Consider the following 25,365-nt stretch of genomic DNA (forward strand, 5'->3'; position numbering starts at 1 on the left):
GACCACCGCCCCACCGGCCCCCGAGCCCCCGGCGCCGACGACACCGCCGCCCCCCTCCCAGCCCCCCGGACCGGCCCCGGCCCCCCGCTCCGTGGCGCCGTCCACGGCCACCCTCCTGCCCTCCAGCCCCTCGGCGGCCGAGGCTCCCTGATGCGGCGCCGCCCTCACCGGCCACCCGGCCCCTCGCCCAGGCCGCCCGGTCCGCGGGAGACGCGAGTGCCCCTGTCGCCCCGGCACCGGTTCCGCCTCGTCGTGCCCCTCGTCCTGCTGGCCTTCGTCGCCTCGGTCCTCCTGATCGAGGGGTACACCACGCGGGGATTCACCGCTGACCAGGAAGGACGCGCCGGGCGCCCCTCCTCCGGCGTGCCCCGCGTGATCGCCGGCGGCGGCCCCGTCGTCGACACCACCCACGATCACCTGCGGACCTATCGCCCGCCGGCCAAAACCGTCGTGCTGACCTTCGACGACGGCCCCGACCCCACCTGGACACCCCGCATACTGGCCGTTCTCGACCACTACGGCACGCCCGGCACCTTCTTCGTCACCGGGCAACAGACCGTCCGGCACCCGGGAGTTCTGCGCCGTGTGATCCGTTCCGGTCACGAGGTCGGTGTGCACACCTTCTCCCACCCCGACCTGGCCACCCAGTCCGCGAGCGCCGTCGACCGTGAGCTCGCGCTGACCCAACTCGCCCTCGCCGGGGCCGCGGGCATCAACACGTCGCTGATGCGGATGCCCTACTCCTCGACCATCTCGGCCCTCGACGACCGGGCGTGGGCCGTGACCCGGCGCCTGGGGGAGAAGGGATACGTCCTGGCCTTCATCGACCAGGACACCGACGACTGGCGGCGGCCGGGCGCGCGGGTCATCGCCGACGCGGCCATGCCCGACCCGCCGGCCGGCGGCGTCGTCCTCCTGCACGACGCGGGAGGCGACAGGTCGCAGACCGTCGAGGCCCTCCAGAGCCTGATCCCCCGGCTGAAGGCCCAGGGGTACCGCTTCACCACCCTCGCCGGCCTCGTCGGCACCGACAGTTTCACCAGTCCCGTCGGGACGGGGGAGCTGTGGCAGGGCCGCTTCTTCGTGGCCGCTGTCACCGTGTCCGGGACAGCGGTGTCGGCGGTCAGCGTGCTGCTGCTGGTGGTCGGCTCCCTCGTCCTCGCTCGGTGTGCGCTCCTGCTCGTGCTGGCCGGCCGGCACGCCCGCCGGTACCGGCGCCGGCACACCGCGGCCCACCGGCCCGTCACCCGGCCCGTCAGCGTCGTCGTGCCCGCCTACGACGAGGAGTTGTGCATCCCCAAGACCCTCCGGTCGCTCGCCGCGAGCGACCACCCCGTCGAGATCATCGTCGTGGACGACGGGTCCCACGACCGCACCGCCGACCTCGCGCAGTCCCTCGCCCTGGAGAACGTCACCGTCGTCCGGCAGCCCAACGGCGGCAAACCGTCCGCCCTCAACAACGGCGTCACGCGGGCCTCGCACGACCTCGTCGTCATGCTGGACGCCGACACCGTCTTCGCCCCCTCGACCGTAGGCCGCCTCGTCCAGCCGTTCGCCGACCCGCGCGTCGGCGCCGTCGCGGGCAACGCCAAGGTCGGCAACCGCCGGCGTCTGCTCGGCCGCTGGCAGCACATCGAGTACGTCATGGGCTTCAACCTCGACCGCCGCATGTACGACCTGCTGCACTGCATGCCCACCATTCCCGGTGCCGTGGGGGCATTCCGGGTCGAGGCCCTGCGCGACGCCGGGATGATGAGTGCGGACACCCTCGCCGAGGACACCGACATCACCATGGCCCTGCACCGGGCCGGGTGGGAGATCCGCTACGCGCCGGACGCCCTCGCCTGGACCGAGGCACCGGCCTCGCTGCGCCAACTGTGGCGCCAGCGCTACCGATGGAGCTACGGCACGATGCAGGCGGCGTGGAAGCACCGGCACGCTCTGGTCGAGCGTGGCACGGCGGGCCGCTTCGGCCGTCTCGGTCTGCCCTTGCTGACCGTCTTCCAGATCCTCACCCCGCTGCTCGCCCCGCTGATCGACATACTGGCCCTGTACGGCCTGGTGTTCGGGGACCCGCTCACCACGGTGCTGGCCTGGAGCGGGGTGCTGGCCGTGCAGGCCGTCTGCGCCGCGTACGCCTTCCACCTCGACGGCGAACGGCTCCGGCCCCTCTGGGCGCTCCCGCTCCAGCAGGTCGTCTACCGCCAGGTGATGTACCTGGTCCTTGTCCAGGCCTGCCTGACCGCGATCCACGGCTACCGGCTGCCCTGGCAGCGGCTCAACCGCAGCGGAGAGGTGATGCTGCCGCCACAGCCCTCCACCCGCCGGACGTGAACCGGCCTCGGGTGGTGGGTCGGGCGGGTACCTCCTGGGCCGGATGGCTCACCCGGTCCGTCGAGGGCATCCAGGTCACCGAGGCGCCCTGACGCCGTCCTTGCCGTCGACCGGCTCGCTCGGTCGCCATCGGCGCATCGCACGATCGGGTTGAGTCGGCCCGCCCCTCGGGGCCGTCAGTCTTTCTCCCGGGCGCTGTCCGTTCATAGTGTGATCATGAAAACTCCCCGACTGCACTCCGTGTACCGTTCGCTCGCCCACTCGGCCGGCGCGACCGTCATCGTCCTGGCGGCGGCCCTGGCCTCCGCCGCCCCGGTCGCGGCCGACCCCGCCCCGCCGGCCGACGGCGACCAGAACCACATCTCCTCGTGCCAGACCACCCGCGTACAGAGGCAGGGCCTCCAAGACATCGTCTGGGGTCTGCTGTTCGGGCCCCAGGGCGTGCAGATGCAGGAGACCCGGTGCGAGGAGGGCACGGCGACGAACATTGAGCAGAAACAGACCGACAACGTCCTGCGGCCCGTGTTGATCCCCTGACCTGCCGGCGCGCGTGCAGCCGACGTGGTGCGGGCGCTCGGCGCCCCTCCCCGCCGTTTCGGGTACGGTGCCGCCGGACGGCGCCGTACCCCTGACTCACCTCACCGGATGCGCCCCCGGAGCCGGCGGGTCAGCAGATGTGTCAGGGTGCCGTCGGCCTCGACGATGTCCCGGGTGTGCCCGAACCCGATCTTCCCCAGCAGACGCAGTGACGCCTCGTTCCGCGCGGCCACGGTGGCGTGCACCTCGGTCAGCCCGAGCGCCTCGAAGCCGTAATCCACCAGCGCCTCCGCCAGCTCCGTTCCGAGCCCGCTGCCCCAGACCTCAGGTCCCAGGGCATAGACGATCTCGTGCCCCCCGGCCTCTTCGGTCCGCTTGATCTCCGCGTGCCCGACCAGGAGCCCCCCACGCCGGACCGCCCACACGTCGAACAGGTTCCCCGCGTACACCTTGCTGAAGATCCGCCCGAAGAGCGCCCGGTCCTCCGCCTCGGTGACCGGTCCGTCACCCATCCACCGGGACACCCTGGTGTCCTGGAACAGAGCGACGAAGCTCTCCTCGTCGTCCGGGACGTAGGGGTCGAGCAACAGGCGTGGAGTGCGCAGTGTCGGAGGCATGCCGGGGGACAGTAGTCACGGGGATCGCGGAGCGGCAATCGACTTTCGCCCGCTCAGCGCGCGTCCTCACCGCCGCAGGCTGTAGCTCACCATGGACGCCCCCACCACCGATCCGAACGCCGGCAGCAGGAACTGCGCGAAGGCCTCCCAGCCCCAGACGATCCCCGCGCACGCCGCCGTGACGTTGATGGCCAGGGACATGATCCACAGGGCGACGCTCTGGGCCTGGGGTGACATCGTTCCTCGTCGTCGGTCGTCGGTCGTCGTCATCGGGGGGCGGGCAATGGGGCGGCCGAGGCGGAACAAGCCGGTCCCTTACCCGGAAGGGGGCGGGAATCGCGGCGGTGGTGCCCCATACGACGGGGGAGGGCCGTGCGTGCTCCCCTTCGGCGTGGAATTGCCGGGAGCCACGATCGCGTGATGCCCGGACATCGGAGCCGTCACGAGCAGGGCCAACGTGCCGACGGCGCACAGGCCGACGAGCAGCGTGCCCGCCGCGTACGCGCGGCCGGGGGTGCTCGGGCCTGGCGGGCGCATCGGTATCACGGTCGCTCCGGAATCGAGTCCGCCCCCCTTTTTCATGGACCTCTGAATTCTTCCACGGGGTGTCGTCGCACAGCCGGAAGGCGTGATGCTTGAAGCGTAAAGTTTCTGCCTTTCTTGTGGATTCACCGTGAAAGGCGAAGCCGCGACCGCATACTGATCGGTCGCTTTACGGGAAACCCCGCTCCGAAGGTCCGGTCCCGCCGCGCTGTCGTACCCGGGCGGTACGGTCGGATCATGAGCGATCAGGCGGGGGCCGCCCAGACGGGCGAGCGGCGACTGGCCACGCTGGAAGGCGTACTCGAACGCATCACCTACGCCAACGAGGAGAACGGCTACACGGTCGCCCGGGTCGACACCGGAAGAGGGGCCGGTGACCTGCTCACGGTCGTCGGTGCCCTGCTGGGCGCACAGGTCGGTGAATCCCTGCGCATGGAGGGCCGTTGGGGGTCCCACCCGCAGTACGGCAAGCAGTTCCACGTGGAGAACTACACGACCGTCCTGCCGGCCACCGTCCAGGGCATCCGCCGTTACCTCGGCTCCGGCCTCGTCAAAGGCATCGGCCCGGTCTTCGCCGACCGCATCACCCAGCACTTCGGCATGGACACCCTCCGGATCATCGAGGAGGAGCCCAAGCGCCTCATCGAGGTCCCCGGGCTCGGCCCCAAGCGCACGAAGAAGATCGCCGACGCCTGGGAGGAGCAGAAGGCCATCAAGGAGGTCATGCTCTTCCTCCAGACCGTCGAGGTGTCCACCTCCATCGCCGTGCGCATCTACAAGAAGTACGGCGACGCCTCCATCTCGGTCGTGAAGAACCAGCCCTACCGGCTCGCCTCCGACGTCTGGGGTATCGGCTTCCTCACCGCCGACAAGATCGCCCGGTCGGTCGGCATCCCGCACGACAGCCCGGAGCGCGTCAAGGCGGGCCTGCAGTACGCGCTGTCCCAGTCCACCGACCAAGGCCACTGCTTCCTGCCGGAGGAGCAGCTCATCAAGGACGCGGTAAAGCTGCTCCAGGTCGACACGGGCCTGGTCATCGAATGCCTGGCCGAGCTGGCCGAGCCGCAGGAGGACGGCGGGGACCCCGGCGTCGTACGGGAGAAGGTGCCCGGTCCTGACGGCGGCGAACCCGTCACCGCGATCTACCTCGTCCCCTTCCACCGCGCCGAACTCTCCCTCTCCGCCCAGCTGCTGCGCCTGCTGCGCACCGGCGAGGACCGGATGCCGGGCTTCCGGAGCGTTGCCTGGGACAAGGCGCTGAGCTGGCTGAAGGGGCGGACCGGCACCGATCTCGCCCCGGAGCAGGAGGCCGCCGTCAGGCTGGCGCTGACCGAGAAGGTCGCCGTCCTCACGGGCGGTCCGGGCTGCGGCAAGTCCTTCACGGTCCGCTCGATCGTGGAGCTGGCCCGCGCCAGGAAGGCCAAGGTCGTGCTCGCCGCCCCGACCGGCCGGGCCGCCAAACGCCTGTCGGAGCTCACCGGCGCCGAGGCCTCCACCGTCCACCGCCTGCTGGAGCTCAAGCCCGGCGGCGACGCGGCCTACGACCGGGACCGCCCCCTGGACGCCGACCTGGTGGTCGTCGACGAGGCGTCCATGCTCGACCTGCTCCTCGCCAACAAGCTCGTCAAGGCCGTCCCGCCGGGGGCGCACCTGCTGTTCGTCGGGGACGTCGACCAGCTGCCCAGCGTCGGCGCGGGCGAGGTCCTGCGGGACCTCCTGGCCGACGGCGGCCCGATCCCCGCGGTCCGGCTCACCCGCGTGTTCCGGCAGGCCCAGCAGTCCGGGGTGGTGACCAACGCACACCGCATCAACGCCGGCCAACACCCGGTCACGGACGGCATGAAGGACTTCTTCCTCTTCGTCGAGGACGACACCGAGGAGGCCGGCCGGCTCACCGTCGATGTGGCCGCCCGCCGCATTCCGGCCAAGTTCGGCCTGGACCCGCGCCGGGACGTCCAGGTCCTCGCCCCCATGCACCGCGGACCCGCCGGTGCCGGCACCCTCAACGGCCTGCTCCAGCAGGCCGTCACCCCCGCCCGCCCCGACCTGCCCGAGAAGAGATTCGGCGGACGGGTGTTCCGTGTCGGCGACAAGGTCACCCAGATCCGCAACAATTACGAGAAGGGCAAGAACGGTGTCTTCAACGGCACCGTCGGCGTGGTCACCTCGCTCGACCCGGTCGACCAGCGCCTGACGGTGCTCACGGACGAGGACGAGGAGGTGCCGTACGAGTTCGACGAACTCGACGAGCTGGCCCACGCGTACGCCGTGACGATCCACCGCTCCCAGGGCAGCGAGTACCCGGCGGTCGTCATCCCGGTCACCACGGGCGCCTGGATGATGCTCCAGCGCAACCTGCTCTACACGGCCGTCACCAGGGCCAAGCAGCTGGTCGTCCTGGTCGGCTCGCGCAAGGCGATCGGCCAGGCGGTGCGCACCGTTTCGGCAGGCCGGCGGTGCACGGCACTCGACTTCCGGCTCGGTTCCGCGAAAAATGATCGATCAAATGAGTCGTGAAGGTCACAAGGCACTTCCGGAAGGGGAGTCCAGGGGGCAGGATGAGCAAGTTGACGGCACTCAGTGCCGTCAATAGGCCCGATGGTCGACCCCGAGTGCACTCTCCTGAGCCAAGTGGGGGATGGTAGAGACAGTCAGGGCAACCTCGAAGATGAGGCACAACGTCGGTGAGGGAAGACGTGAGCGACAACTCTGTAGTACTGCGGTACGGCGACGGCGAGTACACCTACCCGGTGATCGACAGCACCGTCGGTGACAAGGGCTTCGACATCGGAAAGCTCCGCGCCCATACCGGTCTGGTGACGCTGGACAGCGGTTACGGCAACACCGCCGCGTACAAATCCGCCATTACCTACCTGGACGGCGAAGCGGGCATCCTGCGGTACCGCGGCTACCCGATCGAGCAGCTGGCCGAGCGCTCCACCTTCCTGGAGGTCGCCTACCTGCTCATCAACGGCGAGCTGCCGACCGTCGACGAGCTCTCGGTGTTCAAGAACGACATCACGCAGCACACCCTGCTGCACGAGGACGTCAAGAACTTCTACAAGGGCTTCCCGCGCGACGCCCACCCGATGGCGATGCTCTCCTCGGTCGTCTCGGCGCTGTCCACGTTCTACCAGGACAGCCACAACCCGTTCGACGAGCGCCAGCGCAACCTCTCCACGATCCGCCTGCTCGCCAAGCTCCCGACGATCGCGGCGTACGCGTACAAGAAGTCGATCGGTCACCCGTTCGTCTACCCGCGCAACGACCTCGGCTACGTCGAGAACTTCCTCCGCATGACCTTCTCGGTCCCGGCGCAGGAGTACGAGCTGGACCCGACCGTGGTCTCCGCGCTCGACAAGCTGCTGATCCTGCACGCGGACCACGAGCAGAACTGTTCGACCTCCACGGTCCGTCTGGTCGGCTCCTCGCAGGCGAACATGTTCGCCTCGATCTCCGCCGGCATCAACGCGCTCTGGGGCCCGCTGCACGGCGGCGCCAACCAGTCCGTGCTGGAGATGCTGGAGGGCATCCGCGACTCGGGCGGCGACGTCGACACCTTCATCCGCAAGGTGAAGAACAAGGAGGACGGCGTCCGCCTGATGGGCTTCGGCCACCGGGTCTACAAGAACTTCGACCCGCGCGCCAAGATCATCAAGGCCGCCGCGCACGACGTGCTGTCCGCTCTCGGCAAGTCCGACGAGCTGCTGGACATCGCGCTGAAGCTGGAGGAGCACGCGCTTTCCGACGACTACTTCGTCCAGCGCAGCCTCTACCCGAACGTCGACTTCTACACGGGTCTGATCTACCGGGCCATGGGCTTCCCGACCGAGATGTTCACGGTCCTGTTCGCCCTCGGCCGGCTGCCGGGCTGGATCGCCCAGTGGCACGAGATGATCAAGGAGCCGGGCTCCCGCATCGGCCGCCCGCGCCAGATCTACACGGGCGTGGTCGAGCGCGACTTCGTTCCCGTCGAGGAGCGCTGAGCCGCCCCACCGCGTCAGTCCCCGTATCCGGTTGCCGGGTGCGGGGGCTTTTGCGTGCTGTCGCGTGATCTCTCACGGGATTTCTCACGCAATGAAGAAGGCGCCCCGGCGTCGGTCCCCCCACGGGCCGACGACCAGGGCGCCTTCCCAGTCCCGGTACGGATTCCCCCCACGGGATCCGGCCGGGCGTCTGTGAGGACAGCGCCTGAATCGCTGTTGAGCCAAACGAGCAGAACTCGCCGTACTTCTGTGAGGTGCGATCTGCCGGGACAGCGCACGCCCGGGAGGGCCGCTCAAAGCTTCCCGGTGTACGTGCCCCGGCAACGCTCCCCCAAGCTCTCAACTCCGTTCGAGCCGGGAGGTACCCCCACCTGAGGAAGTCCCCCAAGACATCCCCAGATGCCAGGTGGCGCCCCCCAAGACGCTCCCCGACATCGTCAACTTAGACCTTCGAACCCCTCGGATGGTTACGTTCACATCACTGTGATCTGCGTCTCTTGCATATGTCCCTTAGATACGCAAGAGCCTCGGATATCCCGTCCGGGACCCAAGCGTAAGGATGATGCGCGAGCCTTGTGAAGAGCTTATGTGAGCCGGGCCCGGGACTCCAGAGGGGCTCAAATCACGTTCGCCGTGAACTTGGGGCAATTCGGGTGACTTTACCGGAACGTCCGCAGCCTCAGGCTGTTCGTGACGACGAAGACCGACGAGAAGGCCATCGCGGCTCCGGCGATCATCGGGTTCAGCAGGCCCGCGGCGGCCAGCGGCAGCGCGGCCACGTTGTAGCCGAAGGCCCACACCAGGTTGCCCTTGATCGTGGCCAGGGTCCGGCGGGCCAGCCGGATCGCGTCCGCGGCCACCCGCAGATCGCCGCGGACCAGCGTCAGATCACCGGCCTCGATCGCCGCGTCCGTGCCGGTGCCCAGGGCCAGCCCCAGATCGGCGGCGGCGAGCGCGGCCGCGTCGTTGACGCCGTCGCCGACCATGGCGACGACCCGGCCCTCGGCCTGCAGCCGCCGTACCGCGGCGACCTTGTCCTCGGGCAGCACCTCGGCCACCACCTGCTCGATGCCGACGGCCGCGGCCACCGCCTGGGCCACCGTCCGGTTGTCCCCGGTCAGCAGCACCGGCGTGAGCCCCAGCGCGCGCAGCTCCCGTACGGCTTCGGCGCTGGTCTCCTTCACCGCGTCCGCCACGGCCAGCACGGCCCGCGCCGACCCGTCCCAGCCGGCCAGGACGGCCGTACGCCCGGCCCGTTCGGCCTCGTCCCGCGCGCGAGCCAGCTCCGGCGGCACGTCGTCGAAGAGCCGCCCGACGGCGACGTCACGGCCTTCCACACGCCCGCGTGCGCCCCGCCCCGGCACGTTCTCGAACCCTTCGACGTCCGGGAGCGGCCCGGTGCTCTCCTCGGCCCCCCGCGCGATCGCCCGGGCGACGGGGTGCTCGGACGCGTGCTCGACGGCGCCCGCGAGCCGCAGCACCTCCTTCTCGTCGGTGCCCTCGGTGACGTGCACCTCCTGGAGGGCCATCCGGCCGGTGGTGACCGTGCCGGTCTTGTCGAGGACGACGGTGTCCACCCGGCGCGTGGACTCCAGGACCTCCGGCCCCTTGATGAGGATGCCGAGCTGCGCGCCCCGCCCCGTGCCGACCATCAGCGCGGTCGGCGTGGCCAGGCCCAGCGCGCACGGGCAGGCGATGATCAGGACCGCCACGGCCGCGGTGAACGCGGCGACACCGTCCCCGGTCACCCCGAGCCAGGCCCCGGCCGTCGCGACGGCGATCAGCAGGACCGCCGGCACGAAGACCCCGGAGACCCGGTCGGCGAGCCGCTGCACCTCGGCCTTGCCGCTTTGCGCGTCCTCCACCAGCTTCGCCATCCGCGCGAGCCGGGTGTCGGCGCCTACCCGGGTGGCCTCCACGACCAGCCGCCCGCCCGCGTTGACCGTCGCGCCGGTGACCGCGTCCCCGGCCGTCACGTCCACCGGCACGGACTCGCCGGTCAGCATCGAGGCGTCGACCGCGGAGGCGCCCTCGACGACCGTGCCGTCGGTGGCGATCTTCTCCCCGTGCCGTACGACGAACCGGTCGCCGACGGCCAGCCGCTGGGCCGGGATCCGCACCTCGCGCCCGTCCCGCAGAACGGCCACGTCCTTGGCGCCCAGTTCCATCAGCGCCCTGAGCGCGGCTCCGGCGCGGCGCTTGGAGCGGGCCTCCAGGTAGCGGCCCAGCAGGATGAAGGCGGTGACCCCGGAGGCCACCTCCAGGTAGATCGAGGAGGCGCCGTCGCCGCGCGAGACGGTGAACTCGAACGGGTGCCGCATGCCCGGCATGCCCGCGTCACCGAGGAACAGCGCCCACAGGGACCAGGCGAAGGCGGCAAGCGTGCCCAGCGAGACCAGTGTGTCCATGGTCGCGTTGCCGTGCCGGGCGTTCGTCCAGGCGGCCCGGTGGAAGGGGAGTCCGCCCCAGACCACGACCGGTGCGGCGAGCGTGAGCGAGAGCCACTGCCAGTTGTCGAACTGCAGGGCCGGGACCATGGCCGCCAGGATGACGGGCAGGGCGAGGACGGCGGAGACGGTCAGGCGTCGCCGGAGGGCCGACAGCTCGGGGTCCTCCCCGGCGTCGGTGGTCTCCTCCCGCGGCGGCGCGGGCTCCTCGGCGGTGTAGCCGGTCTTCACCACGGTGGCGATCAGATCGGCGACCTCGGTGCCCTCCGGACAGGCGATCCGTGCCTTCTCCGTCGCGTAGTTGACCGAGGCCGTGACACCGTCCATGCGGTTGAGCTTCTTCTCGACGCGGGCCGCACAGGAGGCGCAGGTCATCCCGCCGATGAGCAGCTCGACCTCGGTGAGCGCGGGCTCCCGGCCGGTCGGCGCCGTGGCGGTGGTGCTGGTCATGTCCTCACTCCTGGAGACGGGGCGCCCGGAAAGCGGAACGGGCCGTACGGACCGGGGCGGCGCCGTACGGCCCGTACACGAGTACGAGTGCCAGGGCCGACGGGTCTCAGACCTGCCGGCCGCCGGCCGGGGTGGCTCAGGCGCGGCCGGCCAGTTCGAAGCCGGCCTCGTCGACGGCGGCGCGCACGGCCTCGTCGTCGATCGGGGCCGCGGAGACGACGGTGACCTCGCCGGTCTTGGCGACGGCCGTCACCGAGCTCACGCCGGAGATCTGGGAGATCTCGCCGGAGACCGCGCCCTCGCAGTGTCCGCAGCTCATGCCGCTCACCTTGAAGACGGTGGTGACGGGGCCCGTGGTGTCGGTCTGGGCGGTCATGTCGTTACTCCTCGCAGAGGCATGTGGGGCTGTGGGGTCCGCTGGGGATCCGCACCACCAACTGTACCCCTAGGGGGTATCAACGCACGACGCCCCCGCCAGTGGTCGCAGGTACCGCAGAAGGGCGTCCTTCAACTCCTGGATGTACGCGTCCCGCTCCGCGCCCTCGTGGGCCAGGACCAGCTCCAGGCCGGCCTTGTAGATGCCGACGCACATCCGGGCGGTGCGGGTGACGGCCGGGGCGGACGCGTCGGGCACGAACGGGACGAGGAGCGCCTCGACCCGGGCCACCAGTGTGGTGTGCAGTGCGTCGTGCTCCTCGGCGATGCGCCCCGGAATGTCGGGGCCGTGCATCAGCGCGAAGAAGGCCGGGTGGCGGCCGTTGAACTCGATGAAGCGGTCGACCGCCCCGGTGATCACCTCCTCCAGCGGGGTCGCCGCCGGGTCGATCGGGGTCAGGATCTCGTCGTACGACTGCCGCATCTCGTGCATGAGCCGGCTGCCCAGCTCGATCGCGATCGCTTCCTTGTTCGGGAAGAACTGGTACAGCGTGCCCGGCGAGACGCCCGCCTCGCGGGCGATGGCGTTGGTGCTGGCGGCCGTGTAACCCGTCGTGGAGAAAACCGCCGCGGCGGCCTCGAGCAGCTGGGTGATGCGGCGCTCGCCGCGGGCCTGGCGGCGGCGCGGCCGGTCTTCGGTGGTCGCCGCCGTCGTCTCGGTTCCGGCTTTCTCGGGCTTTTCGGGCACGCGTCATCCCCAGGTCTCATCGCGCGATTGACAAACACGAGCGGTCACTCGCATTCTGGATCCGGAAATGCGAGCGATCTCTCGTGTTTGCCAGTCTATGGCAGCTCCGTGCTGTCAGGCTGCGCCTGGGCACGGGTCACGGTGAAGGGGACACCGCACGATGACCGAAGTCAACGCATCACCGCGCGTCGGGGGCTGGACCCGTCTCGTCACCGCCCGGCCCAGACTGTCGCTGCTGGTGGCGCTGGTGGTCACCGCGCTCGCGGTCCTGGCCGGCAGCGGCGTCGCCGACCGGCTCGGCGCCGGAGGCTGGGAGGACCCGGCCGCCGAGTCCACACGCGCGACCAAGACCCTGGAACGCGAGTTCCCCGGCTCCCAGCCCAACTTCCTGCTCCTGCTCGACGCGGGCGGCGCCTCGGTCGACGACCCGGCCGTCGCCGCAGAGGCCGAGCGGCTCACCGAGCGGCTGGCGGGCGAGCGGGGCGTCACCGGCATCGGCTCCTACTGGCGGTCCGGCGCCCCGGCCCTGCGCTCGGAGGACGGCCACGAGGCACTGATCGCCGCCCGCATCACCGGCGACGAGAAGACCGCCGGCGAGACCCTGGAGCGCATCGCGCACCACTACCGCGGCGTGCACGGCCCGGCGGAGGTCACGGTCGGCGGCCCGGTCGCCGTGCGGCACGAGATGCAGGCGATCATCCAGGAGGATCTGACCCGGGCCGAGCTCATCGCCCTGCCGGTGACGCTCGTCCTGCTGGTGATGGTCTTCGGCAGCGCCGTCGCGGCCCTGCTGCCGCTCGGCATCGGCATCGTCGCCATCCTCGGGACCAACGCCATCCTGCGCGGCCTCACCGAACTCACCGACGTGTCCGTGTTCGCGATCAACCTCACCACGGCGCTCGGACTCGGCCTCGCCATCGACTACGCCCTGTTCATCGTCCGCCGCTTCCGCGAGGAACTGTCGACGGGCGCCGACCCCGTGACAGCGATCGGCACCACCCTGCGCACGGCGGGCCGCACCGTGCTCTTCTCCGCCCTCACGGTCGCGGTGTCCCTGGCCGCGATGCTGGTCTTCCCGCAGTACTTCCTGCGGTCGTTCGCCTACGCCGGGATCGCCGTCGTCCTGCTGGCCGCGGCGGCCGCGCTGATCCTGCTCCCGGCCGCGCTGGTGCTGCTCGGGCACCGGGTCGACTCCTGGGATCTGCGACGCGCGTTCCGGCGGGGACGGCGGCCGAAGCCGGCCGGGGAGGAAGGCAGGGCCTGGGCGCGCACGGCGACCCTCGTCATGCGCCGCGCCCCGTTCTTCGCGCTGGGCACCACGGCCGTCCTCGTCCTGCTCGGACTGCCCTTCCTGGGCGTGAAGTTCGGCACCGCGGACGACCGCCAGTTGCCCTCGTCCTCCGAGTCCCATGCCGTGCAGCAGCACATCCGGGAGGGCTTCCCGGGCAGCCCCGGCGGCGGCCTCGAAGTGCTGGCCGAGGGCCGTGCCACCAAGGCGCAGTACGGCGCCTACAAGGAGCGGATCGCCCGGCTCCCCGATGCCGCGCGGGTGGACGGGCCGCTGGTGAAGGGCGACTCCGCGTACTTCACGGTCCTGCCGAAGGGTGAGGCGGTCGGCGAGCCGGCGCAGCGTCTCGTCGGCGAACTGCGCGAGCTCCGGGCCCCCTTCGGCACCCAGGTGACCGGCACGGCCGCCGTCCTGGTCGACTCCAAGGACGCCATAGGGAAGCGCCTGCCCCTCGCCGCCGTCTTCATCACGATCGTCACCCTGCTCCTGGTCTTCCTCCTCACGGGCAGCGTGCTGATTCCGGTCCAGGCGGTCGTGCTGAACGCGCTCAGCCTGACGGCCATGTTCGGCGCGGTCGTCTGGGTCTTCCAGGACGGCCACCTGTCCGGCCTGCTCGGCTTCACCAGCCCCGGATCCATCGAGACGACCCTGCCGGTCCTGATGTTCTGCGTGGCCTTCGGCCTGTCCATGGACTACGGCGTGTTCCTGCTCTCCCGCATCAAGGAGGAGTACGACCACACCGGCGACCACGACCGGGCCGTCCGCCACGGCCTCCAGCGCACCGGTGGGCTGATCTCGGCGGCGGCGGTCATCCTGGCGGTGGTGATGGTCGCGATAGGCACCTCCCGGGTGACCAACACCAAGATGCTCGGCCTGGGCATCGCCCTGGCGGTCCTGATGGACGCCATGATCGTCCGCAGCCTCCTGGTCCCCGCGGTCATGCGCCTCACGGGGGGCGCCACCTGGTGGGCCCCGGGCCCCCTGCGCCGCTTCCACGCACGCTTCGGCCTGACCGAGGGGGAGGAGCCGGCACCGGCGCGAGAGGCGGAACCGGCCCGGGACAAGGTCGGGGCCCGGGGCTAGCGTTCGGCCCCCGGGGCGCGACCGACCGGTCCGGGCGCGTGACCGGCCGGCGGGCGAGGATGGTCGGCGTCCCGAACACGAACGGAAGGCGGGTGGGTCCATGCGGGCCGTGGTGTTCGAGCGGTACGGGGAGACGGCCGAAGTGCGGGAGGTCGCGGACCCGGAGCCCGCGGAGCACGGGGTCGTCGTACGCGTCGAGGCCACCGGGCTGTGCCGCAGCGACTGGCACGGCTGGCAGGGCCACGACCCGGACATCGCCCTGCCGCACGTGCCCGGGCACGAACTGGCCGGAGTCGTCGAGGCCGTGGGCGACCGGGTGACCGGATGGCGGCCCGGCGACCGGGTCACCGTGCCGTTCATCTGCGCCTGCGGCACCTGCCCGTCCTGCGCGGCGGGCGACCACCAGGTGTGCGAGCGCCAGACCCAGCCCGGCTTCACCCACTGGGGATCCTTCGCCCAGTACGTGGCCCTGGACCACGCCGACGTGAACCTCGTGGCGCTGCCCGGGGAGCTGTCCTTCGCGACCGCGGCCTCGCTCGGCTGCCGGTTCGCCACGGCATACCGGGCGGTGGTGCAGCAGGGCCGGGTCGCGGCCGGGGAGTCGGTGGCGGTGCACGGATGCGGCGGGGTCGGGCTCTCGGCGGTGATGATCGCGGCGGCGTCGGGCGCGCGGGTGGTCGCCGTCGACGTGTCGGCCCGGGCCCTGGAGCTGGCACGGACGTTCGGGGCCGCCCAGTGCCTGGACGCCACGTCCGTGCCGGACACCGCGGCGGCCGTCCGGGACCTCACCGGAGGCGGTGCCCACCTCTCCCTCGACGCCCTCGGCTCACCCGGCACCTGCGCCGCCTCCGTGAACGGCCTGCGCCGCCGCGGCCGGCATGTCCAGGTCGGCCTGCTGGCCTCGCCGGACGGCACGACACCCGTGCCGATGGCCCGCGCGATCGCCCTGGAGCTCGAACTCCTCGGCAGCCACGGCATGGCGGCGCACCGTTACCCGCCGATGCTGGAGCTGGTCCGCAGCGGCGTGCTGCGCCCCGACCTGCTGGTGACGTCGACGATCGGGCTGCAGGAGGTTCCGTCCGCTCTGGCGGCGATGGGGACCGCGCCGGGAGCGGGGGCGACGGTCATCGAGCCGTGGAGTTGACGCGTCGGCGGACGGCCGTGCCCCACCCGGAGGCGGGGCACGGGCAGGGCGGGGCCGGGTCAGTCGGTTCTTCGGCCGCGGTTGCCGGGCCTGGAGGCGACCCAGGCCCGGACGGTGTCGGCGTACCAGTACGGCTTGCCGCCCTCGACATGGTCCGGCGGGGGCAGCAGCCCGTGTTTTCGATAGGACCGCACGGTGTCCGGCTGCACCCGGATGTGCGCCGCGATGTCCTTGTAGGACCACAGTCTCCGGTCGGTCATGAGGTGCACCTCCCCGCGCGCACCACGGCGGCGGCCGTGGACGGCCGTCCGGGGGAGCCGGGCGCTGCGCTGGCGATCAACAAGCCTGTGTCCGGTCAACGACGCCCGGCGGGACCGGGCAGGGCCTGTGCGCCGGGTGTGACGGAAGACCCGCGTACACGCGACATGTGTGACGGGGGAGGGGCGTTTGTGACACAGCCGGGGCAAAGACGCGGGCCCGTGCGGCGGCGGGGCGCCTTGACGCGGCGCCCTGGCAGGGTCTCAGTCGTCCAGCAGCCGCCAGGCCATGAGGGCGAGACCGGCCCGCATCAGGCCGTGGGGCTCGGTGAGCTCGAACCCAAGGGCCTTGCCGATCTGTACGAGGCGCCGGGCGACGCTGCTGTGGTGCAGGTGCAGCAGGTCGGCGGCCCGGCGCAGGGAGCCGGTCGCACAGTAGGCGTCCAGAGTCTCCACGTCATCCGGGCAAGCGGCCAGTCGGGCGATCGCGGCCACGTCGGCGTTGTCCCGCATGACGTCCGGCGGAACCTGCGCGAGCAGGGCCGGCGCCCCGAGGCTGCCGTGATCGACGACCGGCCGGCGGGGCGCGGTGAAGCGTAGAGCGATGCGGGCCTGCTGCCAGGACCGGTCGGGGCGCTCGGCGGCGCCTATGCCCGCGCGCACCCCGTCCGGAAACCGGCTCGGGTCCACGGTCGTGGCCAGGATGACACCCACGTCGCCGACCGGCGCGGCCTTGACCGGGCGGGCCGGGCAGAGCAGGACGCCGAGCCGGTCGAGCGGGAGTTGCGACCGTACGGCGACCACGCGGACGGGCAGTCCGGCCGCGAAGCCCAGCAGTCGCAGCGCCCGGGCCCGGGCCGCCTCGTCGGTCTCGGAGCTGACGGCCAGCTCGACGAGGGCGGGATCGGCCATGGTGGTCCGGGCGGGACCGTACCGCTCGACGACCGCGGCGGTGGCGAGGGCGAGCCGGTCCAGCAGGACCTCGTCCAGCGGCAGGGGCGTCCCGGGCCGTTCCAGCCACACCTCACCGATCTCCTCGTCATCGAGGGTGACAGGCGTCGTGCCCGGCGAGGGTATGGGGCCCGGCGCGGGCGCCTCCCTGCCGTCGGGCGCCATGCGGATCGCCCGCCCGGTGCCGTGCAGCCGGATGCCTGCCGCGCACTGGGCCAGTCCCGCCGAGGCCCGGGCGAGTGCCGGGAGGTCCACTCGCCGGCGCATCAGGGTGTCGTAGAACATGACGACGCGAATGGCGCCCTCGACCTGCGCGTCCAACTGCGACAGCCGTACGGCCAGTGCCTCCATGGCATGAGGATAGGCGCCGATCGGTGCACAACGGGAGCCGAACGAGCGACAGTTGGCGGATGCCCGGGGCGGGGGCCGCCGTGAAGATGAGCGGCATGGACCCTGAACTCGAGGCATTCATCCCGTTGTTCCCCCGCGCCGACCTCACCGACCCGGTCGTCGAGCGCAAGAGCTTCGCCGAACTGGCCACCGCCGTACCGGCACCGGACACGTCCGGCATGGAGGTCGAAGACCACCAGGTGCCCGGCGATCCGGCGGTGCCGGTGCGTGTCTACCGCCCGCACCAGGCGCACGGCGCCGTCATCTGGCTGCACGGTGGCGGATTCGTGATGGGAGACGTGGACACCGAGCACCCCTGGGCCGCGCGGCTGGCCGACAGTTCCGGTGTGGTGGTGATCTCGGTCGGCTACCGCCTGGCGCCCGAGCACCGCTTTCCGGCTGCCCTGGACGACGCGTACGCCGTGCTGACCTGGGCCGCCGGGCGGGCGGCCGAACTCGGCTTCGATCCGGAACGGATCGCGGTCGGTGGGCACAGCGCCGGGGGCGGCCTCGCGGCCGGGCTGGCGCTGCGGGCTCGTGACGAGCGAGGTCCACGGATCCGTTTCCAATTGCTCAACCAGCCCGGGCTCGACGACCGGCCGGAAACGTGGTCGCGGCGCAACTTCACCGACACACCCTGGATGAACAGCGACAAGGTCGCCGCGTCCTGGCGGCACTACCTGGGCTCGACGCCCGCCACGCCGTACGCCGCCCCGGCCCGCGCCACCGATCTGACCGGCCTGCCGCCCGCCTATGTGGCCACCGCTGAGCTCTGCCCGAACCGCGACGAGGACATCGCGTACGCGCTGCGCCTGCTCCAGGCCGGCGTGTCGGTGGAACTGCACCAGTGGCCGGGTACCTTCCACGGCTCGCAGGCGATCCTCTCGGCCGACGTCTCGCAGCGGCAGATCACCGAACTCGGTGTCGCCCTGCGCCGCGCACTCACCGACTGACCCCCCGACCTCTCGGCAACGGAAAGGGCACCCGCCATGACCGAGCTCACCCCGATCGGCCTGTTCACTTCGTTCATCCGTCTCGGCGAAGGCGGTGAGGTGCGTGCCGAAGAGCCCGCGTTCGACCCCGAACAGGACAGCTGGCAGATGATGACCTTCCACGTGGAGACCGACGACGACCTGCACGCCGACCACTGGGAGATTCACACCGCCGCCGACGAGGTCGTCTCCTGCCTCACCGGCGGGATACGCCTCATCCTCCGCCCCGAGCGGCCGGGGGAGCCCGAGGCGCAGACCAGGCTGACGCCGGGCACGGCGGTCGTCGTGCCCCGCGGGCGCTGGCACCGCATCGCGCTGGACACCCCCAGCGACATCATGTCCGTCACTCTGCCGCGCGGCAGCCGCTTGGAGAGGCGGACCGACACGTAGAGCCGAAGACTCGAGGGGCCTATAGGAAGGGAGACGGGAGCGGGACGAGGAGGGCGCGGACCAGGTCGGGCGGAAAGCGCTGTCATGATCTGGTCCGAATGTCTGGACAAAACATTGACAGGGCTTCACGAAGGGGGCTACAACACCGGGGAGAGCCGACACCAAGGGGAAGCCGATGTCGTACGACCTGATCACCATGGGGCGGATCGGAGTGGATCTGTATCCGCTGCAGACCGGCGTCCCGCTGCCGCAGGTCACGTCCTTCGGCAAGTTCCTCGGCGGTTCGGCGAGCAACGTCGCGGTCGCGGCGGCCCGTCTGGGGCGCCGGACCGCGGTGATCACCCGCACCGGTGACGACCCCTTTGGCACCTACCTCCACCAGGCACTGCGGGACTTCGGCGTGGACGACCGCTGGGTCACCCCGGTCCCCGGCCTGCCCACCCCGGTCACCTTCTGCGAGGTCTTCCCGCCGGACGACTTCCCGCTGTACTTCTACCGCCGCCCCAAGGCTCCCGACCTGGAGATCGACGCCCATGAGCTCGACCTCGACGCCGTCCGTGACGCCCGGGTCTTCTGGGTCACGGGCACGGGACTGAGCGAGGAGCCCAGCCGGACGGCGACCCTCGCGGCCCTCGCCCACCGCGCCAAGTCCGGCACGACGGTCTTCGACCTCGACTGGCGCCCGATGTTCTGGACCGACCCCGACGCGGCCCGCCCCTTCTACGCGGAGGCCCTGCGGCACACCACCGTCGCCGTCGGCAACCTCGACGAGGTGGAGGTCGCCACGGGGGTGCGCGAACCCCACGCCGCCGCCCGCGCCCTGCTCGACGCGGGCGTCGAACTCGCCGTCGTCAAGCAGGGCCCCAAGGGCGTCCTCGCCGTGCACCGCGAGGGGGAGAGCGCCGAGGTCCCGCCACTGCCGGTGAACGTCCTCAACGGCCTCGGCGCCGGCGACGCCTTCGGCGGCTGTCTCGTCCACGGCCTGCTGGCCGGCTGGGACCTGGAGAAGACCATGCGGCACGCCAACGCCGCCGGGGCGATCGTCGCCTCCCGCCTGGAGTGCTCCTCCGCGATGCCCACCCAGGACGAGATCGAGGCGGCCGTCACCGCGGGGGCCGTCCGGTGACCGTCGACATCTCCGAGCTCGTCACCCTGCGCAGCAACCGCCCGGAGGCGATCGCGGAGGCCGCCGCCCGCCGCACCCGCCGGCCGCTGCTGAACACGAGCGGCCGCCTGATGATCGTCGCGGCCGACCACCCGGCCCGCGGCGCCCTGGCCGCCGGCGGCCGCAGCATGGCCATGGCCAACCGCGAAGACCTCCTCGAACGCCTCTGCCTGGCCCTGTCCCGCCCGGGCGTCGACGGTGTCCTCGCCACCGCCGACATCCTCGACGACCTGCTCCTGCTCGGCGCCCTCGACGGCAAGGTCGTCCTCGGCTCGATGAACCGCGGCGGCCTCCAGGGCGCGCGCTTCGAGCTCGACGACCGCTTCACCGGCCACCGCCCCGAGGACATCGAGAGCCTCGGCTTCGACGCGGGCAAGCTGCTCCTGCGCATCGACTACGACGACCCGGGCTCCCTCACCACGATGGAGTCCACCGCCCGGGCGATCGACGCCATGGCCGCGCGCCGGCTCCCCGTCTTCGTCGAGCCGTTCCTCAGCCACCGCACCCCCGAGGGCAAGGTCGTGAACGACCTCTCCGCCGAGGCCGTCACCAAGTCGATCGCCATCGCCTCGGGCCTGGGCGGCACGTCCGCCTACACCTGGCTGAAGGTGCCGGTCACCGAGAACCCCGACGACATGGCCGAGGTCATGGCGACCTCCACCCTGCCCGCCGTGCTGCTCGGCGGGGAGGTCGGAGGCTCCGCCGAGGAGCAGGCCGGGGCCTACGAGAAGTGGCGCGGCGCCCTGCGCCTGCCCACCGTGCGCGGCCTGGTGGTCGGCCGCTCGCTGCTGTATCCGGCGGACGGCGATGTGGCCGCCGCCGTGGACACCGCCGTCGGACTGCTGTGAGGGCCGCGTCATGATCACCCCCACACTCACGACGGGCGACGGCACGGAAGACCGAGCGTTCCCCCTCCCGGGCAGGCCCCGGGTCCAGATCGCCTCCGGCGCGGGAAGCCGCTTTGCTTTGGCAGGAGCGAAGAGCGAGCGACAACTCCCCGCCCGCTACGGCCCCGCGCCGGAGGTCTCGACGGCGAGGCGAACGCGGCCCCGCCCGGTGAACGCCCGGTGCGGGCGTCGCGTATCCGTGACCACCCAGAGGGAGGGACACCGATGACCTCGACGACGCGACTGACCGTCGCACAGGCGCTCGTGCGATTCCTGGCGGTCCAGTACACCGAACGCGACGGCGTCCGGCAGCGGCTCATCGGCGCCACCTGGGGCATCTTCGGCCACGGCAACGTCGCCGGAATCGGCCAGGCGCTCCTCGAGCACGCCGAGGAGATGCCGTACCTCCAGGGCCGCAACGAACAGGCCATGGTGCATGCGGCGGTCGGCTACGCCCGCCAGTCCGGCCGCCTGTCCACGCACGCGGTGACGACGTCCATCGGCCCGGGCGCCACCAACCTCGTCACCGGCGCGGCCCTAGCGACCATCAACCACCTGCCGGTGCTGCTCCTGCCCGGTGACATCTTCGCGACCCGCCCCGCCGACCCCGTCCTGCAGCAGCTCGAAGTGCCGTACGCGGGCGACGTGTCGGTCAACGACTGCCTGCGCCCGGTCTCCCGGTACTTCGACCGGATCACCCGGCCCGAGGCCCTGATCCCGTCCGCGCTGAACGCGATGCGCGTGCTCACCGACCCCGTCGAGACCGGCGCCGTCACCCTCGCCCTGCCCCAGGACGTGCAGGCCGAGGCGTACGACTGGCCGCAGGAGTTCTTCGCCGAGCGCGTGTGGACGGTACGGCGTCCCGGCGCCGACCCGACGGAACTGGCCGAGGCGGTGGGGATCATCCGCTCGGCGAAGAGGCCCCTGGTCATCGCGGGTGGCGGCGTCCACCACAGCCGCGCCGAGGAGGCCCTCGCCGAGTTCGCCGAGGCGACCGGCATCCCGGTCGCCTCCACCCAGGCGGGCAAGGGCTCCCTGCGTCACGACCACCCCCAGGACGTCGGCGGCGTCGGCCACACCGGCACCGCCACCGCGGACGAACTCGCCCGCACCGCCGACCTGGTGATCGGCGTCGGCACCCGCTACACCGACTTCACCACCGCCTCCGGAACGCTGTTCGGCAACCCGGAGGTCCGCTTCCTCAACCTCAACATCGCGCCCTTCGACGGTCACAAGCTCGCCGGGCAGCCGTTGGTCGCGGACGCCCGCAGCGGCCTGCAGGAGCTCACCGACGCCCTCCGGCTGCACGCGTACCGGGTCGCCGACCCGTACGCCACGGAGTACACCGAGGACAAGGAGCGCTGGGAACAGCGCGTCGACGCCTGCTACGAGGTGGATGAACCCGACACCCGCCCGACCCAGCCCCAGGTCCTCGGCGCCCTGGACGAGATCGCCGACGCCTCGGACATCCTGATCAACGCCGCCGGCTCCCTCCCCGGCGACCTGCACAAACTGTGGCGGACCCGGTCGCACGACCAGTACCACCTGGAGTACGGCTACTCCTGCATGGGCTACGAGATACCGGCCGCCATCGGCGTCAAGATGGCCGCCCCCGACCGGCCCGTGTGGGCGCTGGTCGGCGACGGCACCTATCTGATGATGCCGACGGAGATCGTGACGGCCGTGCAGGAGGGCATCGCGATCAAGGTCCTGATCATCCAGAACCACGGCTACGCCTCCATCGGCGGCCTGTCCGAGTCGGTCGGCGGCGAGCGGTTCGGCACCGCCTACCGCTTCCAGGCCGAGGACGGCTCGTACACCGGGGCGCCGCTGCCCGTCGACCTCGCCGCCAACGCGGCCAGCCTCGGCATGCGCGTCCTGCGTGCGAAGACCGTGCGGGACCTGCGCGAGGCCCTCGCCGAGGCCCGGGCCGCCGACACTCCCACATGTGTCTACGTCGAGACCCAAACGGCAGACACAGTGTCGGGCGCGCCTCCCGCGCAGGCCTGGTGGGATGTACCCGTGGCCGAGACCGCGACACGGCCGTCCGCGGTCAAGGCACGTGAGCTGTACGAACGGCACGTCTCCACCCGACGCCGCCATCTGTGAAGGAGTTCCCGGCCATGACGAAGATCGTCAACCACTGGATCGGCGGCAAGACCGTCGAAGGCGCCTCGGGCACGCACGGGCCGGTGACGGATCCGGCGACCGGCGAGGTGACGACGAAGGTCGCGTTCGCCTCGGTCGACGAGGTGGACGCGGCGGTCGCCGCCGCCAAGGAGGCCTACCTGACCTGGGGCCAGTCCTCGCTGGCGCAGCGCACCTCGATCCTGTTCACGTTCCGCGCCCTGCTGGACGCCAACCGGGACGCGATCGCCGAGCTGATCACCGCCGAGCACGGCAAGGTCCACTCCGACGCCCTCGGTGAGGTCGCCCGCGGCCTGGAGATCGTCGACCTGGCCTGCGGCATCAGCGTGCAGCTGAAGGGCGAGCTGTCCACGCAGGTCGCCAGCCGCGTCGACGTGTCCTCCATCCGTCAGCCGCTCGGCGTCGTCGCAGGCATCACGCCGTTCAACTTCCCGGCGATGGTGCCGATGTGGATGTTCCCCCTCGCCATCGCGTGCGGCAACACCTTCGTGCTGAAGCCGTCCGAGAAGGACCCGTCGGCCTCGATCAAGATCGCCGAGCTGCTCGCGGAGGCCGGCCTGCCGGACGGCGTCTTCAACGTGGTCCACGGTGACAAGGTGGCCGTCGACCGCCTGCTGGAGCACCCGGACGTCAAGGCGGTGTCGTTCGTCGGCTCCACCCCGATCGCCCGCTACATCCACACCACCGCCTCCGCCAACGGCAAGCGCGTCCAGGCCCTCGGCGGAGCCAAGAACCACATGCTGGTGCTGCCGGACGCCGACCTCGACGCGGCCGCCGACGCAGCGGTGAGCGCCGCCTACGGCTCCGCGGGCGAGCGCTGCATGGCCATCTCCGCGGTCGTCGCCGTGGGCTCGATCGGCGACGAACTGGTGGAGAAGATCCGCGAGCGCGCCGAGAAGATCAAGATCGGCCCGGGCAACGACCCGGCCTCCGAGATGGGCCCGCTGATCACCAAGGTCCACCGCGACAAGGTCGCCTCCTACGTCGAGGGTGCCGCGGCCGAGGGCTGCGAGGTCGTCCTGGACGGCACCGGCTTCACCGTCGACGGTTTCGAGGACGGCCACTGGATCGGCATCTCGCTGCTCGACAAGGTGCCCACGACCGCGAAGGCCTACCAGGACGAGATCTTCGGCCCGGTGCTGACCGTGCTGCGCACCGAGACCTACGAGGAGGCCCTGGACCTGATCAACGCCTCCCCGTTCGGCAACGGCACCGCGATCTTCACCCGGGACGGCGGCGCGGCCCGCCGCTTCCAGCTGGAGGTCGAGGCCGGCATGGTCGGCGTGAACGTCCCGATCCCGGTCCCCGTCGGCTACCACTCCTTCGGCGGCTGGAAGGACTCGCTCTTCGGCGACCACCACATCTACGGCAACGACGGCACGCACTTCTACACCCGCGGCAAGGTCGTCACCACCCGCTGGCCGGACCCGGCCGACGCCCCGGCGGGCGTGGACCTGGGCTTCCCGCGCAACCACTGACCGGCATCGGCATCGGCCCCTCCCTGGACCAGCGGGGAGGGGCCGTCGCGGCTCTGCGCCGAGCTGTTGCCGTTCATTGACGAAGTGTTGTGTTACCCATACGTTCCTTCCATGAGCCCAGTGAGTCATCGCGAGGGAATGCGGATCTACAACCGGCTGAGGGTGCTCCGCGCCGAGCGGGGGCTCAGCCGCGTCGCGCTGGCCGCGCTGGTGGAGGTGCACCCGCAGACCATCGGTGCCATCGAGCGGGGTGACTACTTCCCGAGTCTCGACCTGGCGTTCCGGCTCAGCGACGTGTTCGAGCTTCCCGTGGAGGCGATCTTCAACCGCGAGCCCTTCGCCCCCCTCTCCGCCCAGCTGTACAACAAGCAGGCCGGCTCGTGAGCCGGGACGGTGCCGACGGGGCGGATCCGGCGCGCAGTCCCCTGCGTCCTGTGGTGCTCTCCCTCTGCGCGCTGAGCCCGGCCATGGTGGTGCTGTCACTCATCTCGGACGGCAACGCGTTCTCCGACGCGTGGTGGCTCGTGGCCTTCGCGCTCTGGCTGTTGCTGTGGGGCGTGCTGCGTTCCATGACCCGCGGTGTGGCCGAGCGGCCCCGGGCAGGACTGGACGAACGGGAACGCGGGCTGCGCGACCGGGTCTCCTTCATCGGCTACCAGTGCGCGGTCGGCGCCGGCATGGTCGTCGTACTGCTCATGGTCGTCTTCCAGAACCAGCCCGACATGATCGAGCGGATGCCCGCGCTGCTGACGACCCTCATGCTGACGGCGTCCGCCGTACCGTCCCTCCTCCTGGGAATGTCCGGCGAGGGCGTCGAGCAAGCCGACGAGGACGAGTGATCCGGCCGGGCGAGCCGGCCGGGCGGGTCAGCCCCGGTTCTTCTTGACGCCCGCGACGACGGCGACGACCAGGGCGATACCGATCGCGATCCAGAGGGCGGTGCTCATGAGGTGCTCCTTCGGGTTCTTGGCATGCCATGCCTCTAGGTCGATGCGTTAGCCCAACGAAGTATTGTGTTAACACATCACCCCGTCAAGGTAGTCATATGTTCTGCCTCTCCACGGCCCGGACGGGCCTCCCGGCCGCCCCGAGCGCGTCGTGAACGGCGCGCGGGTACCGCGCTCGCGGTATGCCGAGGCGCCCCGTACTCCTCTG

Annotated in this window: 21 protein-coding genes; 14 read left to right on the forward strand and 7 right to left on the reverse strand. The window is 71.3% G+C overall.

Features of this window, described 5'->3' with window-relative positions; genetic code table 11:
* Positions 1-150 precede the first annotated feature (150 nt).
* Together ADK65_RS20155 and ADK65_RS20160 are read left to right on the forward strand one after the other, a co-directional pair.
* A complete protein-coding gene (locus ADK65_RS20155) occupies positions 151-2,334 on the forward strand; it encodes a bifunctional polysaccharide deacetylase/glycosyltransferase family 2 protein (RefSeq protein WP_078956064.1) in 2,184 nt (727 codons plus the stop codon).
* A 216-nt stretch (positions 2,335-2,550) separates the two neighbouring features.
* Entirely contained in the window at positions 2,551-2,871 is a 321-nt protein-coding gene (locus ADK65_RS20160) for a hypothetical protein (RefSeq protein ID WP_159038808.1), read from the forward strand.
* 101 nt (positions 2,872-2,972) lie between these two features.
* Here the strand turns inward: ADK65_RS20160 and ADK65_RS20165 are convergent, their stop codons facing one another.
* Together ADK65_RS20165 and ADK65_RS38585 are read right to left on the reverse strand one after the other, a co-directional pair.
* On the reverse strand, positions 2,973-3,488 hold the full coding sequence (locus tag ADK65_RS20165; RefSeq protein ID WP_053671712.1) for a GNAT family N-acetyltransferase: 516 nt from the start codon (positions 3,486-3,488) through the stop codon (positions 2,973-2,975).
* A gap of 66 nt (positions 3,489-3,554) precedes the next feature.
* Positions 3,555-3,725 carry a hypothetical protein gene (locus ADK65_RS38585; RefSeq protein WP_159038809.1) on the reverse strand — a complete coding sequence of 57 codons (171 nt, stop codon included), beginning with the start codon at positions 3,723-3,725 and terminating at the stop codon, positions 3,555-3,557.
* 543 nt (positions 3,726-4,268) lie between these two features.
* On the opposite strand from ADK65_RS38585, the gene ADK65_RS20170 reads away from it, so the two are divergent.
* Positions 4,269-6,548, forward strand: a complete 2,280-nt coding sequence (locus ADK65_RS20170) for an ATP-dependent RecD-like DNA helicase (protein ID WP_053671713.1) — start codon at positions 4,269-4,271, stop codon at positions 6,546-6,548.
* Between the two features lie 179 nt (positions 6,549-6,727).
* Entirely contained in the window at positions 6,728-8,017 is a 1,290-nt protein-coding gene (locus ADK65_RS20175; RefSeq protein WP_053671714.1) for a citrate synthase, read from the forward strand.
* Between the two features lie 659 nt (positions 8,018-8,676).
* Here ADK65_RS20175 and ADK65_RS20180 read toward each other — a convergent pair.
* The 3 genes from ADK65_RS20180 to ADK65_RS20190 form a co-directional block, all read right to left on the reverse strand.
* A complete protein-coding gene (locus tag ADK65_RS20180; RefSeq protein WP_053671715.1) occupies positions 8,677-10,914 on the reverse strand; it encodes a heavy metal translocating P-type ATPase in 2,238 nt (745 codons plus the stop codon).
* 136 nt (positions 10,915-11,050) lie between these two features.
* A complete protein-coding gene (locus tag ADK65_RS20185) occupies positions 11,051-11,290 on the reverse strand; it encodes a heavy-metal-associated domain-containing protein (RefSeq protein WP_053671716.1) in 240 nt (79 codons plus the stop codon).
* A gap of 69 nt (positions 11,291-11,359) precedes the next feature.
* The gene (locus ADK65_RS20190) at positions 11,360-12,037 is read right to left on the reverse strand and encodes a TetR/AcrR family transcriptional regulator (protein WP_053671717.1); all 678 of its coding nucleotides are present in this window, start codon (positions 12,035-12,037) and stop codon (positions 11,360-11,362) included.
* A 160-nt stretch (positions 12,038-12,197) separates the two neighbouring features.
* Between ADK65_RS20190 and ADK65_RS20195 the strand changes: the two genes are divergently transcribed.
* Both ADK65_RS20195 and ADK65_RS20200 read left to right on the forward strand, forming a co-directional pair.
* Positions 12,198-14,408: an MMPL family transporter gene (locus ADK65_RS20195; RefSeq protein WP_053671718.1), complete on the forward strand. Its 2,211-nt coding sequence runs from the start codon at positions 12,198-12,200 to the stop codon at positions 14,406-14,408.
* Between the two features lie 100 nt (positions 14,409-14,508).
* Positions 14,509-15,552, forward strand: a complete 1,044-nt coding sequence (locus ADK65_RS20200) for a zinc-dependent alcohol dehydrogenase family protein (protein ID WP_053671719.1) — start codon at positions 14,509-14,511, stop codon at positions 15,550-15,552.
* A gap of 59 nt (positions 15,553-15,611) precedes the next feature.
* Here ADK65_RS20200 and ADK65_RS20205 read toward each other — a convergent pair whose 3' ends face one another.
* The gene (locus ADK65_RS20205) at positions 15,612-15,812 is read right to left on the reverse strand and encodes a helix-turn-helix transcriptional regulator (protein ID WP_053671720.1); all 201 of its coding nucleotides are present in this window, start codon (positions 15,810-15,812) and stop codon (positions 15,612-15,614) included.
* A 261-nt stretch (positions 15,813-16,073) separates the two neighbouring features.
* Positions 16,074-17,111, reverse strand: a complete 1,038-nt coding sequence (locus ADK65_RS20210) for a PucR family transcriptional regulator (RefSeq protein WP_053671721.1) — start codon at positions 17,109-17,111, stop codon at positions 16,074-16,076.
* A 95-nt stretch (positions 17,112-17,206) separates the two neighbouring features.
* Here ADK65_RS20210 and ADK65_RS20215 point away from each other — a divergent pair, with 95 nt between their 5' ends.
* The 8 genes from ADK65_RS20215 to ADK65_RS20250 all read left to right on the forward strand — a co-directional run bounded on the left by ADK65_RS20215 (position 17,207) and on the right by ADK65_RS20250 (position 25,049).
* Positions 17,207-18,103: an alpha/beta hydrolase gene (locus ADK65_RS20215; RefSeq protein WP_107092343.1), complete on the forward strand. Its 897-nt coding sequence runs from the start codon at positions 17,207-17,209 to the stop codon at positions 18,101-18,103.
* 36 nt (positions 18,104-18,139) lie between these two features.
* Positions 18,140-18,532, forward strand: coding sequence for a cupin domain-containing protein (locus ADK65_RS20220; protein WP_053671723.1), 393 nt, complete (start codon positions 18,140-18,142; stop codon positions 18,530-18,532).
* Positions 18,533-18,707: 175 nt separating this feature from the next.
* Positions 18,708-19,658 (forward strand): 5-dehydro-2-deoxygluconokinase, encoded by a 951-nt coding sequence (gene iolC / locus ADK65_RS20225; RefSeq protein ID WP_053671724.1) that lies wholly within the window; start codon positions 18,708-18,710, stop codon positions 19,656-19,658.
* Positions 19,655-20,545 (forward strand): Cgl0159 family (beta/alpha)8-fold protein, encoded by an 891-nt coding sequence (locus tag ADK65_RS20230; protein ID WP_053671725.1) that lies wholly within the window; start codon positions 19,655-19,657, stop codon positions 20,543-20,545. Before iolC ends, ADK65_RS20230 begins: the two co-directional genes overlap by 4 nt.
* A gap of 264 nt (positions 20,546-20,809) precedes the next feature.
* Complete coding sequence (iolD, locus tag ADK65_RS20235) at positions 20,810-22,693, forward strand: 3D-(3,5/4)-trihydroxycyclohexane-1,2-dione acylhydrolase (decyclizing) (protein WP_053671726.1); 1,884 nt, start codon at positions 20,810-20,812, stop codon at positions 22,691-22,693.
* A gap of 14 nt (positions 22,694-22,707) precedes the next feature.
* Positions 22,708-24,210: a CoA-acylating methylmalonate-semialdehyde dehydrogenase gene (mmsA, locus tag ADK65_RS20240; RefSeq protein ID WP_053671727.1), complete on the forward strand. Its 1,503-nt coding sequence runs from the start codon at positions 22,708-22,710 to the stop codon at positions 24,208-24,210.
* 111 nt (positions 24,211-24,321) lie between these two features.
* On the forward strand, positions 24,322-24,594 hold the full coding sequence (locus ADK65_RS20245; RefSeq protein WP_053671728.1) for a helix-turn-helix transcriptional regulator: 273 nt from the start codon (positions 24,322-24,324) through the stop codon (positions 24,592-24,594).
* Positions 24,591-25,049 (forward strand): hypothetical protein, encoded by a 459-nt coding sequence (locus ADK65_RS20250; protein WP_159038810.1) that lies wholly within the window; start codon positions 24,591-24,593, stop codon positions 25,047-25,049. The genes ADK65_RS20245 and ADK65_RS20250 overlap by 4 nt, the downstream gene beginning before the upstream one ends.
* Positions 25,050-25,365: the final 316 nt, after the last annotated feature.

This window comes from Streptomyces sp. NRRL B-1140 (assembly GCF_001280065.1).
Lineage (GTDB): Bacteria > Actinomycetota > Actinomycetes > Streptomycetales > Streptomycetaceae > Streptomyces.

Coding starts and splice junctions, on each gene's coding strand:
- ADK65_RS38585 (WP_159038809.1), bottom strand. CDS start 3,725: ATGTCACCCCAGGCCCAGAGCGTCGCCCTGTGGATCATGTCCCTGGCC.
- iolC (WP_053671724.1), top strand. CDS start 18,708: ATGTCGTACGACCTGATCACCATGGGGCGGATCGGAGTGGATCTGTAT.
- ADK65_RS20220 (WP_053671723.1), top strand. CDS start 18,140: ATGACCGAGCTCACCCCGATCGGCCTGTTCACTTCGTTCATCCGTCTC.
- ADK65_RS20245 (WP_053671728.1), top strand. CDS start 24,322: ATGAGCCCAGTGAGTCATCGCGAGGGAATGCGGATCTACAACCGGCTG.
- ADK65_RS20180 (WP_053671715.1), bottom strand. CDS start 10,914: ATGACCAGCACCACCGCCACGGCGCCGACCGGCCGGGAGCCCGCGCTC.
- ADK65_RS20160 (WP_159038808.1), top strand. CDS start 2,551: ATGAAAACTCCCCGACTGCACTCCGTGTACCGTTCGCTCGCCCACTCG.
- ADK65_RS20165 (WP_053671712.1), bottom strand. CDS start 3,488: ATGCCTCCGACACTGCGCACTCCACGCCTGTTGCTCGACCCCTACGTC.
- ADK65_RS20210 (WP_053671721.1), bottom strand. CDS start 17,111: ATGGAGGCACTGGCCGTACGGCTGTCGCAGTTGGACGCGCAGGTCGAG.
- iolD (WP_053671726.1), top strand. CDS start 20,810: ATGACCTCGACGACGCGACTGACCGTCGCACAGGCGCTCGTGCGATTC.
- ADK65_RS20195 (WP_053671718.1), top strand. CDS start 12,198: ATGACCGAAGTCAACGCATCACCGCGCGTCGGGGGCTGGACCCGTCTC.
- mmsA (WP_053671727.1), top strand. CDS start 22,708: ATGACGAAGATCGTCAACCACTGGATCGGCGGCAAGACCGTCGAAGGC.
- ADK65_RS20185 (WP_053671716.1), bottom strand. CDS start 11,290: ATGACCGCCCAGACCGACACCACGGGCCCCGTCACCACCGTCTTCAAG.
- ADK65_RS20215 (WP_107092343.1), top strand. CDS start 17,207: ATGGACCCTGAACTCGAGGCATTCATCCCGTTGTTCCCCCGCGCCGAC.
- ADK65_RS20170 (WP_053671713.1), top strand. CDS start 4,269: ATGAGCGATCAGGCGGGGGCCGCCCAGACGGGCGAGCGGCGACTGGCC.
- ADK65_RS20205 (WP_053671720.1), bottom strand. CDS start 15,812: ATGACCGACCGGAGACTGTGGTCCTACAAGGACATCGCGGCGCACATC.
- ADK65_RS20155 (WP_078956064.1), top strand. CDS start 151: ATGCGGCGCCGCCCTCACCGGCCACCCGGCCCCTCGCCCAGGCCGCCC.
- ADK65_RS20200 (WP_053671719.1), top strand. CDS start 14,509: ATGCGGGCCGTGGTGTTCGAGCGGTACGGGGAGACGGCCGAAGTGCGG.